13 protein-coding genes are annotated in these 15,349 nt (G+C 39.6%); all 13 read right to left on the minus strand.

Translation table 11 applies throughout. From position 1 onward, the window contains the following. Window positions 1-16: 16 nt before the first annotated feature. Window positions 17-1,057: an L-threonine 3-dehydrogenase gene (gene tdh / locus CR194_RS07705; protein ID WP_110609099.1), complete on the minus strand. Its 1,041-nt coding sequence runs from the start codon at window positions 1,055-1,057 to the stop codon at window positions 17-19. 331 nt (window positions 1,058-1,388) lie between these two features. After that, window positions 1,389-2,255, minus strand: a complete 867-nt coding sequence (locus tag CR194_RS07710; protein ID WP_110609100.1) for a 2-oxoacid:ferredoxin oxidoreductase subunit beta — start codon at window positions 2,253-2,255, stop codon at window positions 1,389-1,391. 1 nt (window position 2,256) lies between these two features. Continuing rightward, a complete protein-coding gene (locus tag CR194_RS07715) occupies window positions 2,257-3,999 on the minus strand; it encodes a 2-oxoacid:acceptor oxidoreductase subunit alpha (RefSeq protein WP_110609101.1) in 1,743 nt (580 codons plus the stop codon). 422 nt (window positions 4,000-4,421) lie between these two features. After that, window positions 4,422-4,682 carry a stage V sporulation protein S gene (locus CR194_RS07720; RefSeq protein ID WP_110609102.1) on the minus strand — a complete coding sequence of 87 codons (261 nt, stop codon included), beginning with the start codon at window positions 4,680-4,682 and terminating at the stop codon, window positions 4,422-4,424. Window positions 4,683-5,013: 331 nt separating this feature from the next. After that, on the minus strand, window positions 5,014-5,808 hold the full coding sequence (locus CR194_RS07725; protein WP_110609103.1) for a TIGR00282 family metallophosphoesterase: 795 nt from the start codon (window positions 5,806-5,808) through the stop codon (window positions 5,014-5,016). 197 nt (window positions 5,809-6,005) lie between these two features. Then, window positions 6,006-7,568, minus strand: coding sequence for a ribonuclease Y (gene rny / locus CR194_RS07730; RefSeq protein WP_110609104.1), 1,563 nt, complete (start codon window positions 7,566-7,568; stop codon window positions 6,006-6,008). Window positions 7,569-8,135: 567 nt separating this feature from the next. Continuing rightward, window positions 8,136-9,176, minus strand: a complete 1,041-nt coding sequence (gene recA / locus CR194_RS07735) for a recombinase RecA (protein ID WP_110609105.1) — start codon at window positions 9,174-9,176, stop codon at window positions 8,136-8,138. A 207-nt stretch (window positions 9,177-9,383) separates the two neighbouring features. Continuing rightward, window positions 9,384-10,967, minus strand: a complete 1,584-nt coding sequence (locus tag CR194_RS07740; RefSeq protein ID WP_110609106.1) for a DEAD/DEAH box helicase — start codon at window positions 10,965-10,967, stop codon at window positions 9,384-9,386. A 2-nt stretch (window positions 10,968-10,969) separates the two neighbouring features. Further along, the gene (locus tag CR194_RS07745; RefSeq protein ID WP_110609107.1) at window positions 10,970-12,220 is read right to left on the minus strand and encodes a competence/damage-inducible protein A; all 1,251 of its coding nucleotides are present in this window, start codon (window positions 12,218-12,220) and stop codon (window positions 10,970-10,972) included. Between the two features lie 23 nt (window positions 12,221-12,243). Further along, complete coding sequence (pgsA, locus tag CR194_RS07750; protein ID WP_110609108.1) at window positions 12,244-12,822, minus strand: CDP-diacylglycerol--glycerol-3-phosphate 3-phosphatidyltransferase; 579 nt, start codon at window positions 12,820-12,822, stop codon at window positions 12,244-12,246. A 325-nt stretch (window positions 12,823-13,147) separates the two neighbouring features. Then, window positions 13,148-14,062 (minus strand): helix-turn-helix domain-containing protein, encoded by a 915-nt coding sequence (locus CR194_RS07755; RefSeq protein ID WP_158282204.1) that lies wholly within the window; start codon window positions 14,060-14,062, stop codon window positions 13,148-13,150. A 16-nt stretch (window positions 14,063-14,078) separates the two neighbouring features. Beyond that, window positions 14,079-14,852: a YmfK family protein gene (locus CR194_RS07760; protein WP_110609110.1), complete on the minus strand. Its 774-nt coding sequence runs from the start codon at window positions 14,850-14,852 to the stop codon at window positions 14,079-14,081. A gap of 229 nt (window positions 14,853-15,081) precedes the next feature. After that, window positions 15,082-15,330 carry a DUF3243 domain-containing protein gene (locus tag CR194_RS07765; protein ID WP_110609111.1) on the minus strand — a complete coding sequence of 83 codons (249 nt, stop codon included), beginning with the start codon at window positions 15,328-15,330 and terminating at the stop codon, window positions 15,082-15,084. Between the last annotated feature and the right edge of the window lie 19 nt (window positions 15,331-15,349).

Below are 15,349 nucleotides of genomic sequence, written 5' to 3' on the forward strand. Positions count from 1 at the left end.
TCAATCTCCTCCTTCTTTATGGGTGTAAGACCACTTTACCGCATTTGCCTTCAATCATTAATTCGAAACCTTTATCAAAGTCTTCTAATGGAAAATGGTGAGTAATCATTTGTTTCAAGTCTACTTGACCGGATTGGAGTAGCCCTGCGACTTGTTGCCACGTTTGATACATTTTTCTCCCGGTAATTCCTTGAACTGTAATCCCTTTGAAAACAATATCGTTTGTTACATCAATTTCCACTGGTTTCACAGGCAAACTTAGTATTGATACTCTTCCTCCATTTGTGACCATTTTAAACCCCTGATCCATAGCAATAGGATGACCGCTCATTTCACAAACAACATCCACCCCTTGTCCGTTAGTCAAGCTTTTGACCACTTCTAATGGGTTTTCATTCAATGAATTCACTGTTCGAGTAGCACCCATGTCTTTCGCCAAATTTAACCGGTAATCATTTAAATCAAAGGCAATCACTTGAGCAGCGCCAGCCGCTTTAGCTACACCTACTGCCATCATTCCAATAGGTCCGCAACCGATTACAGCAACGGTTTTCCCAACAACATCGCCCGCAAGCACTGTGTGTACTGCATTTCCAAAAGGCTCTTGTACGCTTGCTTCATCAAATGGCAAACTAGGATCATTTTTCCACATGTTTTCAGCTGGTAACGCCACATATTCTGCAAAACATCCATCCCGGTCTACCCCGATAATTTCTGTATTCGCACAAATATGCGCTTGGCCTGTTAAACATTGAGGGCAATGCCCGCAAACAATATGGGTCTCCGCTGAAACATGATCCCCTATTTCTACATTGTTAACCAATTTCCCTTTTTCAACTACAATTCCTGCGAATTCGTGCCCAAATACGTACGGCGGCTTGACTCTACTTTGCGACCATTCGTCCCACGTATAAATATGCAAATCCGTCCCGCAAATGGACGTCGCTTTCACTTGAATAAGAACTTCTTGATCCCCTATTTTTGGAATAGGAACTTCTTGTAATGTTGCTCCTGGAGCACGTCTATCTTTTACAATCGCTTTCATCTTTCCATCCATTAGACCACCCTCTCCCTCTATTCGCCTTATATAAGTCATTCATTACAAAACGTTATCAGAACACTGCATGAACTATCCACTCTATTCTAGCACGGTTATATGTCTTCGTAAATAACACTGTCCTTCACTCAGAGACATTTGACTGCGTCAGAAAATTTAATTGAATTTTTTTTGCAGCAGGTTCGTTCATTTAAATGAGGATCTAATGAAATCAAGAAGTTCACAACATTTGAGGTTAGATGAGTGCGTCAATTCATTTCCATTTGAAGCGATTTCATGCAAAAAAGCGCCCGGAGTTGAGGATTCCGAGCGCTTACTTTGGACAGAAGGACTACATAAATTCTGCTGCTAGCTTATCAAATTGCTCTTGATTAAGAGAAATGTCTTGAGATGATAAAGCTTCGTCTTTAAAGCCAGTTACCAATGATTCGTAAGAAGGCTTCTCTTTGTTCTGGTAAATCAATCCTGTAACTAGACCGTCGTGCTCCATTAACGTGTTCATCGCTTGCATCCGATTATGAGGGTCATAGTCTTCAATCGTTGATAAAGAAGTCAGGTTTTCTTTGAACCAATCATACGTATTTACCTTGTTGAACGTGACACAAGGACTGAATACATTGATTAAGGAAAAGCCTTTATGATTGATTCCTTGTTCAATTAATGAAGTCAGTTCTTTTAAATCACTGGAAAAACTTTGAGCTACAAAGCTTCCCCCTGCCGTTAAGGCCATTTCCATCACACTTAAGGAAGATTCAATGGAACCTGCCGGAGTACTCTTTGTCTTGAATCCCATTTCACTACGAGGGGATGTCTGCCCTTTTGTTAGTCCGTAAATTTGGTTATCCATGACAATGTAAGTCACATCAATGTTTCGTCTAATCGCATGGATCGTATGTCCCATCCCAATAGCGAAACCATCTCCATCACCGCCTGATGCAATGACCGTTAACTCACGATTAGCCATCTTTACCCCTTGAGCGATCGGTAAGGAGCGACCGTGGATTCCGTGAAGACCGTAAGAATTAATGTACCCCGAAATACGGCCTGAACAGCCAATTCCAGATACAACAGCCAACTCTTCAGGAATAACTCCTACATTCGCTGCTGCTCGCTGAATCGCAGCTTGAATGGAAAAGTCACCGCAACCCGGACACCAGTTAGGTTTTACGTTATTTCTAAAATCTTTAAAGGTTGCCATATTAGAACAGCTCCTTGCATTCATTGTGTATTTCTGAAGGTAAGAACGGATTTCCGTCATATTTCAGAATCGATTCTACTTTATCGACTTTGTTGTTCATTTTGATTAACTGAGCCACTTGACCGGTCGCATTGTTTTCCACTACGACGACTTTTTTCGCTTTATCTATCATCGACTGCAACGCTTCAGTTGGGAACGGATGTAACAATCGAATTTGACCATGGTTTACTTTCAAACCCTCTTTTTCAAGCCTAGGTAACGCTTCTTGAATTGTCCCTCTAGTTGAGTTCACCCCAATAACGAGTAAATCTGCTTCGTCATGGTTTTCAAATTTCAAGACTGGGTTCGGAAATCTATCAGCTAATGGAGCCAGTTTTCTCATTCGTTTGTCCATTTGCGCTTTTCGGTTTTCCGGACTTTCAGATGGTTTACCTTGTTCGTTATGCTCTACTCCTGTGACATGATGCAACCCGTGCTTCATGCCTGGAATCACCCGTTTAGAGACCCCATCTTCCGTCACTTCATAACGTTTGAAGTAAACGCCTTTATCAAGCTCAGGTAATTCCTCTGTCGTATCCAACTTCCCTCGGCGGATGTCCACCTTTTCAAAGTCTAGAGGATTCACTGTTTGTTTTCCTAATGAGAGAGCTAAGTCAGTAACGATAATGACCGGCACTTGATATTCTTCAGCAATATTGAAGGCTTCAATCGCATCATAAAACGCTTCTTCAACACTTGAGGGGGCCATCACTACTTTTGGAATTTCCCCGTGCGTACCGTAAATCATAGCAAAAATGTCTGATTGTTCTTGTTTCGTTGGGAGTCCAGTACTTGGTCCTCCACGCTGAGTGTCTACAATAACTAACGGTGTTTCCGTGATCCCACTCAACCCTATAGCTTCCATCATTAGAGACAGACCAGGGCCAGCAGACGCAGTCAACGATCGTACACCTGCATAGTTGGCTCCGATAGCCATTGTACAAGCAGCAATTTCATCTTCTGTCTGAATGACCGTTCCACCGTATTCTGGTAACTTTTTAATCAAGTATTCCATGATTTCTGAAGCTGGAGTGATGGGATAGGCAGGCATAAATCTTGCTCCACCTGTTAAGGCGCCCAATGCAAGAGCATCATTCCCAATCATAAATAAACGGCTTTGGCCGTCTGCTTCTGCAAGTTTGAAATCACCGACATTCCCTTGAGACTCTTTCTCAAAATACTCCATGCCCGTTCGAATGGCGTCCATGTTCTTAGAGACGACCGCTTCGCCTTTTTTCAAGAAGATTTGCTCGACAACAGATTGAAAAATATCTGTGTTAATTCCTAATAAAGAAGCTGATGCACCAACGGCCACCATATTCTTCATCAAGGATGTTCCTAGTTCAGTTGCGATTTCAGTGAAAGGCACGGCAAATAGTTTAGCGTGGGACCCTTCAGGTAATTTCGGGCCAAACTTACTATCACCAATGACTACACCACCTGTACTTAGTTCGTGGTGATTAACATCGATCGTTTCTTGGTCGAATGCTACTAATATATCTAAATCATCTGATATAGAATTGGTTGCTGACGTGCTGACACGGATCTTGTTATTTGTGTGACCACCTTTAATTCGAGAAGAAAAGTGTCTGTACCCATACAAATAATACCCTTGACGATTAAGTGCCATTGAAAAAATTTCCCCAGTACTCTCAATACCTTCACCTTGCTGGCCGCCAACTTTCCATGAAAGTTGATTAATCATTTCCACTACACCCCTTTATGATCTGACAATGCTTCCTACGACATCGAATTGGACCATTATTCGTTTGTTATGTGAATGTGAATACATTCATATAACACTCTTCAATTTATGTACATCTTTGGTGTCAAATACCCATTGAGTAAATGTACTCTAAAACACCTCACCTTTCAAGACATCTTACTCATGTCTTTATTAAAAAATGAAATGAAAACGTTTTTTAAAAAAACAAGCCAAAGCTCAAGCGTCTCAATTGAGTAAGCGTTTTCACTCTTTTTTTATTACTTACCTTTATATTGTAACATAACATTCATATTTACTAAAAGCATGAAAATTCACTATTTTAAGAAAAGCTCACTATCATGAATCTATTATTATGAAAATAACATACCAATAAAAAAGACTGCCTCATAGGCAGTCTTTGTTTATCTTGGTTCAATAATTAATTTGATTGCTGTTCTTTCTTCACCATCAATTTGAATATCGGTAAAGGCCGGTATGCAAATTAAATCGATTCCGCTTGGCGCTACAAACCCTCGGGCAATAGCGACAGCTTTCACGGATTGGTTCAGAGCTCCTGCCCCAATGGCTTGGATTTCTGCCGTTCCTCTTTCACGAATAACTCCTGCTAATGCACCAGCTACAGAATTTGGATTGGATTTTGCTGAAACTTTTAATACTTCCATTTCAGTACCTCCTTTAGGACTGTTGAATATAATTAGTGGATTGTTCAGCACACTTTAGTAGACATGTACCGTGTTCATTAAGCTCATAATAGCCTCATTCACGAAAATGTGTAAAGTGTATTGATACTTTATATGAACATTACCTCTTTTTGTATATATTCAAAACCTTAAAATATATACTTTTTCCATTTCATCCAGTACTTACTCCAAAAAAGAAGTATTAGAGAGCGATGCGTTCGTGATACGACAGTTTCTTAAAAGTTACTAACATTCAAAAAAACTACAAGAATCAGGACAAACCTATGAATAAATCACAGCTTTAAATGTCAGGTTAGTCAAAGAAAGGTCGATCCTCGTTTATTGAAATACGTGAGATTTTCGTGGCTCTTCCCGTTTGATTATCAAGTTGTATCACGACTCCATTACATTGTTCCCTACCTGTTGTTACTTCAAACCTTGCAGGGAGGTTGGTTAAAAAACGTTGAATAATAACGTCTCTGTCCATACCTAATATACCGTCATACGGCCCTGTCATGCCCACATCAGTTATATATGCGGTTCCATTTGGTAAAATTCTTTCATCAGCTGTTTGAACGTGAGTATGGGTCCCAACAACGGCTGAAACTTTTCCGTCTAAATACCATCCGACTGCCAACTTTTCACTCGTAGCTTCAGCATGAAAGTCTACGAAAATAAATGGCGTCTCCTGCTTCACTTCTTCTACAATTTCATCAAGTTTTCGAAAAGGACAATCAATCGGAGGCATAAACGTTCGACCTTGAGCATTAATAATTCCTATCTTTTTGTTTCCTACTTTTTTTATGATATACCCTTTTCCAGGATTTCCATCGGGAAAATTAGCTGGTCGTATCAAATCAGGGACATCGTCTATAAATTCAAAGATTTCTTTTTTATCCCAAGTGTGGTTTCCCATCGTTAAAAGATCGGCACCTGCTTCATGGATTTCATGATAAATTTTTCTAGTTAATCCTTTTCCACTAGCTGCATTCTCACTATTGACAATCGTAATATCCGGGCGATATTTTGATTTTAGTTTTGGTAAGTACTCCTTTAATGCATTTCTTCCTGGAGATCCAACAATGTCTCCGATAAATAAAATGTTCATAATTCTAACTCCTTCTTTAAAAAACGATGTTTTTTCTAAAATGGCTAAAATACGGAATTGATAAGACTGGATTTATTTACAATCAGCTTTAATTATTCCTTTATATCTTCTATCATATTATGGCCCGTTAGTGCAAACAAAGTTCAACGATTTAAAAAATGTCTATAAAAGAAAATAAAGTGGTGAGTTGCACCACTTTATTTCGCATACTCCACTGCCCTTGTTTCACGAATCACAGTCACTTTAATATGACCAGGGTAGTCAAGTTCATCTTCAATTTTCTTCGTAATGTCTCTTGCAAGTCGGTATGAATCTTCATCCGTAATGGAATCAGGCTTGACCATAATTCGGACTTCGCGACCCGCTTGAATAGCATAAGTCTTCTCTACACCTTCAAAGGATTCAGAGATTTCTTCTAACTTCTCAAGACGTTTAATATACGTTTCTAGCGTTTCACGTCTTGCTCCTGGACGAGCGGCTGATAAAGCATCAGCTGCTGCCACTAATGTAGCAATGACAGAAGTAGCTTCTGTGTCTCCGTGGTGTGATGCAATACTGTTTATTACAACTGGATGTTCTTTGTATTTTGTTCCTAATTCAACACCAATTTCAACATGGCTTCCTTCCACTTCATGGTCAATAGCCTTACCTAAGTCATGTAACAGACCGGCTCTTCGGGCTAATTGCACATCTTCACCTAACTCTGCAGCCATGATCCCACTTAAGTGAGCAACTTCCACAGAGTGTTTTAGTACATTTTGACCATAGCTTGTACGGAATTTTAACCTACCCAAAATTTTAATTAAATCAGGGTGAAGATTGTGAATTCCCATTTCAAACGTAGTCTGTTCACCATATTCACGGATTAACTCGTCAACTTCTCTTCTTGCCTTATCAACTGTTTCTTCAATACGAGCCGGGTGAATTCGACCATCTTGGACAAGCTTTTCAAGAGTCGTCTTCGCAATTTCTCTGCGAATCGGATCAAAACCAGACAAAATCACTGCTTCTGGTGTATCATCAATAATTAAATCGATTCCAGTTAGCGTCTCTAAAGCTCGGATGTTTCGACCTTCTCTACCGATAATTCGACCTTTCATCTCATCATTCGGTAAATTGACTACAGAGACAGTTGTTTCTGCAACGTGGTCAGCTGCACATCTTTGAATAGATAATGAAAGAATTTCTTTCGCTTTTTTGTCTGCCTCTTCTTTTGCTCTCATAATAGATTCCTTGACGAGAACAGCCTTTTCATGTGTTAACTCGTTTTCCACTGTTTGCATAATGATTTCTTTTGCTTCATCTTTGGAAAATCCTGAAATTCTTTCTAATTCTAATTGTTGTTGATTCACTAGCTCCTCGACTTTGCTATTCATCTCGTCGATATCATGCTGACGTTTCGACAATCGCTCTTCACGTCTTTCAAGAGTCTCTTCCTTTTTGTCCAACGTTTCACTTTTTCGATCCAAAACTTCTTCTTTTTGAACCAACCGGTTCTCTTGCTTCTGAATATCGTTTCTGCGATCACGGACTTCTTTTTCCGCTTCTGATCGAAGCTTGTGAGCTTCGTCTTTAGCTTCTAAAATCGCTTCTTTCTTACTGGAATCCGCTTCACGTTTAGCATCTTCAATCGTTTGACGAGCTAAAGCCTCCGCACTGGAGATTTTGGCTTCTGCGATAGATTTGCGAACGAAGTATCCAACCAAGACACCGATTACTACAGTGAATAGCAAAATGAGGACTTGTACGATCAGATCCAAGACTGATTCACCTCCTCATGCTATTTCTTTGTTAGAACATAGTTCATTTCGTTTCAAGTTCATCAATTCATAAATAAAGCATTCACACATCCAGCACAACTGAAAATAAACAGTCGTTTAATGCAGTATTCTCACTAATTGTATGTCTCATTATTCATATTGTCAAGCATTGGTAAGGCTTGAAACCTATCAATATTCTCTATTACTACAGAGAAAATACCTATGTCATGGAACAAATGAAGAATGCTCCCTATAGTGGAAAATCAAGGTGCTATTCATCGGTATAGTTCAGTGGAGTGAGATTTATCTCGGAATACGAAGTTCATCTACCTCTATTCCCCTTACACATCCGGTTCTTTTCTACTCCGTTCATATGCCTTAAAAGTTTTTTAGCTATAGAAAAGACGAATTTTCTTTTGCCTACTTTTTGGAATGTCCCGCCCTCCTTATCGTGAGTATAGAGCGGTTATGTCGCAAATCCCTGCGAGTGACTTAGGCAGAACGAAATTATGAATGACAAAACAAAAGATCTCAAACATTCTTTCGTTTGAGATCTTTTATTAGGACTTATTTAAGATCTAACGGAAGGTCTTCTTCAGGTACATCAATTACTTCTTGACCTGGAACTAATCCGTGGTATTCTCGAACTTTGTTTTCAATTTCATTTGATATTTCTGTGTTCTCTTTAAGGAATTGCTTTGCATTTTCTCTTCCTTGACCCATGCGTTCTTCATTATAAGAGTACCAAGCGCCACTTTTCTGGACAATATCCAACTCAGAAGCAATGTCTAGAATAGAACCTTCTTTTGAAATTCCTAGTCCGTACATGATATCTACTTCAGCCGTTCTAAATGGAGGGGCCACTTTATTTTTTACGACTTTTAACTTCGTTTTGTTCCCCATGATGTCATTTCCTTGTTTTAGGGCTTCAGCTCTTCTTACTTCTAAACGAACAGAAGAATAGAACTTAAGTGCTCGTCCACCAGGAGTTGTTTCTGGGTTACCAAACATCACGCCCACTTTTTCACGGATTTGGTTAATAAACACTACGATCGTTTTAGATTTACTTACGGCACCTGAGAGTTTTCGAAGAGCTTGAGACATCAGTCTTGCCTGAAGACCTACGTGGCTATCTCCCATTTCCCCTTCAATCTCTGCTTTTGGTACAAGGGCTGCTACAGAGTCAACGATAACAATATCGATGGCGCCACTTCTTACAAGGGCTTCAGCAATTTCCAAAGCTTGCTCCCCTGTGTCAGGCTGAGATAATAAAAGTTCATCGATGTTTACACCTAAATTTTGAGCATAAACGGGATCTAAAGCATGCTCCGCGTCAATAAATGCTGCTTGACCGCCATTTCTCTGAACCGCTGCAATCGCATGAAGTGAGACCGTCGTCTTACCTGAAGATTCCGGACCATATATTTCAATGACTCGGCCACGTGGGTACCCACCAACACCAAGGGCAATGTCCAATGCTAGCGTTCCACTTGAGATTGTTGAAACTCGGTAGTCTGCCTGTTCCCCTAATTTCATAATGGAGCCTTTACCGAACTGCTTTTCAATTTGTTTCAAAGCCATATCTAGTGCTTGTTTTCTATCTGACATTTACACTCTCTCCTTTATATATCTATTAACTCTTTCATAAACTATGATTAAGAAATTGACGATACTACAAACATCCGTTCGCTTATTATTATAGACGGAAAAATCCGCCTTGTCAAAGGGAAAGGCGGATTTATTTTTACTGTCTTAATGTATGATGTTGTCAGGACTGCCTAGCCGTCTATTTACGTCTGGAATTCGTGCTAGTAACTACTTTCTTTTAGGACGAGGTTTAGCTGGCTCCAGATTAATTCTCGCACCGTTAACACGAGAATACTTCAATCCTTCATAAACAAATGGAGCAACTTCTTGAGGAACTTCCATGAATGTGAAATTCTCAAAGATATCTACTCTGCCAACAGTTTTCGGATTAATTCCTACTAATCTTGTTACTTCATCAACAAGGATTTTCGGAGAAAGATTCACATTTCGGCCAACATTAATAAAGAAACGTGTCATGCCTTTTTGGGCACCGGTTTCGCCAAAATCATACCCATCATCGTTCATATCGTCTCTGCTATAAAAGGCTAATTTCATAAGAGATGTGACGACTTTTTCCGGAGAATACTGATCTAATAAATCAGCTACTAATGAATCGTACAAACTTACTTCCTCGTCATCATTTTCAATGAGGTCGATAATTTGCCCTTTCCAAACGTGTTGTTGTTTCTCCACCACTTCTTCAACCGATGGCAGGTTACGAGATGGGATCGTCATTTTAATTTCCGCTTCAATGGAGCGAAGGTGTTTCATTTCTCTAGGTGTTACAAGCGTTAAAGCCATCCCGTCTCGTCCGGCACGTCCTGTTCGCCCAATTCGGTGAACATAGCTTTCCGGATCTTGTGGAATATCATAATTAATGACGTGACTTACGTTTTGAACATCTATACCACGGGCTGCTACATCCGTAGCGATTAAGAATTCAACAGAGGAGTCGCGGAATTTTTTCATGACCATATCCCGTTGTGACTGGGTTAAATCACCGTGGAGTCCATCAGCCATATATCCTCTAGCTTGGAGAGCTTCCGTTAGTTCTGCTACACCTTTTTTCGTTCGGCAGAAAATAATGCCTAAATCAATGGTTTCGCTATCAATCACTCTGCAAAGAGAATCTAATTTATTCTTTTCTAAAACTTTGTAATACACTTGGTTAATTGATGGCGCCGTAACTTCACCTTTACTGATTGTTACGTGTTTAGGTTGATTCATGTACTTATTTGATAACTTTCGAATAGCCGGAGGCATGGTTGCAGAGAAAAGCATCGTCTGCCGATTACGGTTCACTTGTTGAAGAATCTTTTCGATATCCTCAACAAAGCCCATATCCAACATTTCATCTGCTTCATCTAAAATCAATGTATGAACGTTTTGTAATTTCAATGTTCGTCGATTTAAATGGTCTAAAATTCGGCCCGGAGTTCCCACAACAATTTCTACACCACGTGTTAACGATTTAATTTGTTGTCCGATCGATTGACCGCCATATACAGGTAATGTTTTCACATTTTTAAATTTTGACAGCTTTTGAAGTTCCCCAGCAACTTGAATGGCTAACTCTCTGGTCGGCGTTAAGATCAACGATTGTACATGTTTCTCGTTCGTGATGTGCTCTAATAGGGGAATACCAAAAGCTGCTGTCTTTCCAGTGCCTGTCTGGGCTTGACCTATCACATCATGTTTGTTCAAAATTTGCGGAATGATTTTCTCTTGAATAGGAGAGGGAGCTTCGAAGCCCATTTCTTTTATTGCTTTTTTAATGTCATTGGATACTTGAAAATCTTCAAATTTCATCATTTCTATTCATCCACCTTTTCCTTACGTAAGCATTGAATTAAATAATAAAGTCCGTATTTCACAGAACGTTGCCGGATATTATCACGGCTTCCTGCAAGTTGAAGCTCGTATGAGACAACACGGTTCTTCGTTGCAATCCCAATGAATACATGACCTGGCTCATGCCCATCATGACTATCCGGCCCTGCTACACCCGTAAAGCTAATCCCTATATCACTGTTCAGTTTTTGTTTAATATTAGCAGCTAACGTTTTAGCACAAACGGAACTGACGGCTCCGTGACGCTCAAAAATCTCCTGAGATACAGACAATTCTGATTCCTTCACTGCATTACTATAACATATTACAGCGCCGGCAAAAACAGTTGATGCACCTGCAAGATCAGTTAATGTCGTGGAAAATAATCCACCTGTTAAACTTTCAGCAACTGCTAGGGTTTGCTTCGTATCATGTAATTCCTGTTGTAAGATAAGAGAAAGAGTCTGATCATCTTCACCGTAATAATAGTTTCCCAGTCGCTCAAGGATTTTAGATTTAAGGTTTTCTAATAACACGTCATTTTCCTTTTGATCTTGACCTTTGACAGTTAAGCGAAGAGTAATCTCCCCTTCAGAAGCAAGAGGAGCGATGGTTGGACTCGTCTGGTTCTCAATAAGATCGTCCAGTTTCTCCACTAGTTGGGACTCACCAATATCAAAAAACCTTAGTACTTTTGACTGAATTTGCTCCGCTGTTGATAATTGTTTTTTCAAGTACGGAATCGCATAATTTTTCACCATTGGTATCATTTCATTTGGAGGTCCTGGCAGCAGAACGATCGTTTTCCCATCTAGTTCCACAACGAGACCGCAAGCCAGCCCATGATCATTCGGAAGGATCTTAGCCCCTTCCAGAACCATCGCTTGCTTACGGTTATTATCAGTCATTACTTGGCGACGTTTCGCAAAGAAAGACTGAATCCTTTTTTCAGTAGCTTCATCATAAACTAGATCTTTATTTATCACTTTAGCTATCGTTTCTTTCGTTAAATCATCTTTCGTTGGCCCAAGTCCACCAGTGAACACTAGTAAATCTGAACGTTCCAAGCCTGATCTTACTACATCCGCTAGACGATGAGGGTTATCCCCCACAACTACATGATGATAAACATTGACCCCTATAGATGATAAGTCTTCTGATAAATACGTTGCATTAGAATTTTGGATCTGTCCAAGAAGTAATTCTGAACCTACTGCAATAATCTCAGCATTCATGTCGTTTCGTCCCTTCTCCGAAATTAAATCGATTTATTAAGGACGTGTTTATTTTTAATGAAATAATCCACACCTGAAAAAATGGTCAAGATCACGGCTACATAAATCATGAACGTATCAAAGGGGAGCGAAACCATTTCAAATACAATATTATGTAACAAAATAGCTGCTGCAGCAACAATTTGGCTGACTGTTTTCCATTTCCCCCACACGCTGGCCGCAATCACTTCTCCTTCACCTGAAGCAACAAGGCGAAGTCCAGTGACGGCAAATTCACGGCTTAAAATAACTACTGCCGCCCAAGCTGGAAACATATCCAATCCTACTAATGAAATAAAAGCAGCGGTAATTAACAATTTATCCGCTAAAGGATCGAGAAATTTACCCATATTTGTAACAAGGTTATATTTACGTGCATAATAACCGTCTAACCAATCTGTCGCGGCGGCAATTATGAAAATGATTGCAGCGATAAAGTGGTGGACCGGGATTTCTGCCCCAAGTAACCCCAGCTCTCCCCATTGAAAAGGGATTAGGAGAAAAATCATAAATATCGGAATGAGGATAATTCTAGAGATGGTAATTTGATTTGGTATATTCACTTTGAACCTCCTAACTTAATCGTGTTTCCCTTGTTATGTATGAGACCTATTTAATTTTATCAAAAAGACTAACATATTGCGAATAGTAGCTTGGAAAAATAATCAAAAATCTCCTTCTCTATTCTCTTTAGTAGCCTAAATCAGTTACCTGTTTTTCGATTGATGATTTGTTATCACTTCCGTAAAGAGGTTGCAGTTCGTCCGAGAAAAGAAGTCTTTGCAATCTGGATTAAGACAAGAATCCATTCAATTATCGCGCCCTGTGCATCATAAAAGGAAAGAAAAAGCAGCCCTTAAATGAAAGAGCTGCCTTAAAAGATGTGAATCAAGAATCACTGTTTTGAATGATAATGTATTGACGATGATCGTCAGAAGAATATTCTAGTAGTTCCTCATTTACATACAATTCTGCGGTTCGAACATTCCCCATATTAAAAGTAACTTCTGACTCCTCTGAAAAATCGAAACTTTCTTGATCTCCATCTGAGTGAGTTCCTTGGTGAAGCTCATCCCCATCTCCGTTCGTGATAGCTAGCCAGCTATCGCCAGTAAACTCCATTGTCACCTCGAAAGACTCAGCATCACTTAAATTATAAGTGGACCTGTTCCCTTCGGTTCCTTCCAATGATAACGTCTGTTCTGCTGGTTCTTCGTCTTCTTCATTGTTTGCATTTTCATTTTCCGGTTCTTCATTTGTTCCATTTTCATTACTATTTGCATTATTATCAACGTTTCCGTTGATCACCGGCTCATTTTCTTCTTCCTCATTGTTATTTACTGAGTCAATCATGTCAATCTCTGACGAACTTTGTGATTCTTCTCTAGACACACCTGCCGAGTCACTGCCGCTATCAAGTCTCATAAACCAAAACGCCGTAGCAATAGCAATAATAAACAATATAGCTATCAGGGTTGGGATAAGAGAAGACATTTTTGATTTCTTTTTCACTGTTTTCGGCTTTGACCGGTTTACACGAGGTGGTAAATCGGTCGGCTCCCTTTTCGGTTTTGGCAATTCATCATGATGCTCTTCAAATACCATCTCAGGGTCTAATCCCACCGCTTCACAGTAACTTTTCACAAAAGCTCTGCCATAAAATTCCCCAGGCATCTTCGAAAAATCACCTTCTTCAATGGCGAGTAAATAGCGCTTTTGTATTTTTGTGATTTTTTGCAACTCTTCATGAGAGTAGCCTTTCTCTTCTCTTGCCGTTTTTAACCTTAGTCCTAATTCTGACACTCTAAACACCTACCACTTAACTAATATCAAATGATGAGAAGCCAGACTCCACCGCATCATATGTAATTTCTTCGTTTTCGTCGCTGCGTAATTCAATAATATAATCAAAATCATCCAATGTATATTCTGTTTCCCGAACAAAAATATCAGGGTGTTCTACTACTTTCGTAGCAGGAAGACGCATCATTTCCGAGACTAGCATTTGATGGCGCTCTGAGGCACGCATCGTTGAAACGATCCCATCAATAATGTAAATATGGTTTTCAGACATTTCATCATCCGCTAACGTACTCCGAATCGTTTGTCTTAGCAATGTTGAAGATAAAAACGACCACCTTTTATTCGCACATACACTAGCAGCTACAACCGACTCTGTCTTTCCTACACGAGGCATGCCTCGAATTCCAACTAAGCGATGCCCTTCTTTCATAAATAACTCCGCCATGAAATCTACGAGCACACCTAATTCATCACGAACAAACCGGAATGTCTTCTTCTCATCCTCGTCCCGCTCGATATAACGTCCATGACGGATCGCAAGTCGATCCCGTAGTTTAGGCTGTCTTATTTTCCGCAAAGTAATAACATCCATTGTCTCCATAATGAATTTCAGTCTCATAATGGCCTCGTCACTTGAACTCTTAATTAACATTCCCCTTCGTCTATGCTCCACTCCATTGATCGTGACGATATTTATTCGAAGCATTCCCAATAGCGATGCTATCTCTCCTAATAAACCAGGGCGATTTTCATGGATTTGATATTCCATATACCATTCCTTCTGTTCCATAGGACAACCCCTCTCGTCATATTTAGTCAAAATTCGCCAATCCTTTTTTATCCTCTTTCATAATCATAATTGATTTTAGATTGCATTAAAAGAGATTTATCACATTATTAGTAAAATAGATACCATATCATTACTCAATAAGAAATTTCAAGGGAATATGTATGTATGATGACCTAAATAAAGTCAAAAAGTACCGCCATGATGACGATACTTTTCTCTCTCATGAAATCTACTGCCGTTGAACCAGTTTGACCATCATATTAGCAATTGCGTGTTGTTCCTCTTCAGACGCTACATGCCATAGATCTGCCAACACTTTTTCTTGTTCATTCTTCGGTTTCACTTCATTTGATAAATATTCTCCAACTTGATAGGCAACTTCATTCACAGTGTTCTGATCCATTCCTTCTTCTTCACCTTGATGCAATCTTTCACCTAAAAAGTCTTTCCACTGTTCCCAGTTATCTAGTACGGACATACTCATATTCCTCCTTGTA

The sequence above is a fragment of the Salipaludibacillus keqinensis genome, assembly GCF_003226325.1.
Lineage (GTDB): Bacteria > Bacillota > Bacilli > Bacillales > Salisediminibacteriaceae > Salipaludibacillus > Salipaludibacillus keqinensis.

What these genes read in the sequence shown, in the direction of transcription:
- CR194_RS07760 (WP_110609110.1), bottom strand. Translation starts at nt 14,852, where the DNA reads ATGGAACAGAAGGAATGGTATATGGAATATCAAATCCATGAAAATCGC.
- CR194_RS07745 (WP_110609107.1), bottom strand. Translation starts at nt 12,220, where the DNA reads ATGAATGCTGAGATTATTGCAGTAGGTTCAGAATTACTTCTTGGACAG.
- CR194_RS07720 (WP_110609102.1), bottom strand. Translation starts at nt 4,682, where the DNA reads ATGGAAGTATTAAAAGTTTCAGCAAAATCCAATCCAAATTCTGTAGCT.
- tdh (WP_110609099.1), bottom strand. Translation starts at nt 1,057, where the DNA reads ATGGATGGAAAGATGAAAGCGATTGTAAAAGATAGACGTGCTCCAGGA.
- CR194_RS07725 (WP_110609103.1), bottom strand. Translation starts at nt 5,808, where the DNA reads ATGAACATTTTATTTATCGGAGACATTGTTGGATCTCCAGGAAGAAAT.
- CR194_RS07715 (WP_110609101.1), bottom strand. Translation starts at nt 3,999, where the DNA reads ATGATTAATCAACTTTCATGGAAAGTTGGCGGCCAGCAAGGTGAAGGT.
- CR194_RS07740 (WP_110609106.1), bottom strand. Translation starts at nt 10,967, where the DNA reads ATGATGAAATTTGAAGATTTTCAAGTATCCAATGACATTAAAAAAGCA.
- CR194_RS07765 (WP_110609111.1), bottom strand. Translation starts at nt 15,330, where the DNA reads ATGTCCGTACTAGATAACTGGGAACAGTGGAAAGACTTTTTAGGTGAA.
- recA (WP_110609105.1), bottom strand. Translation starts at nt 9,176, where the DNA reads ATGTCAGATAGAAAACAAGCACTAGATATGGCTTTGAAACAAATTGAA.
- CR194_RS07710 (WP_110609100.1), bottom strand. Translation starts at nt 2,255, where the DNA reads ATGGCAACCTTTAAAGATTTTAGAAATAACGTAAAACCTAACTGGTGT.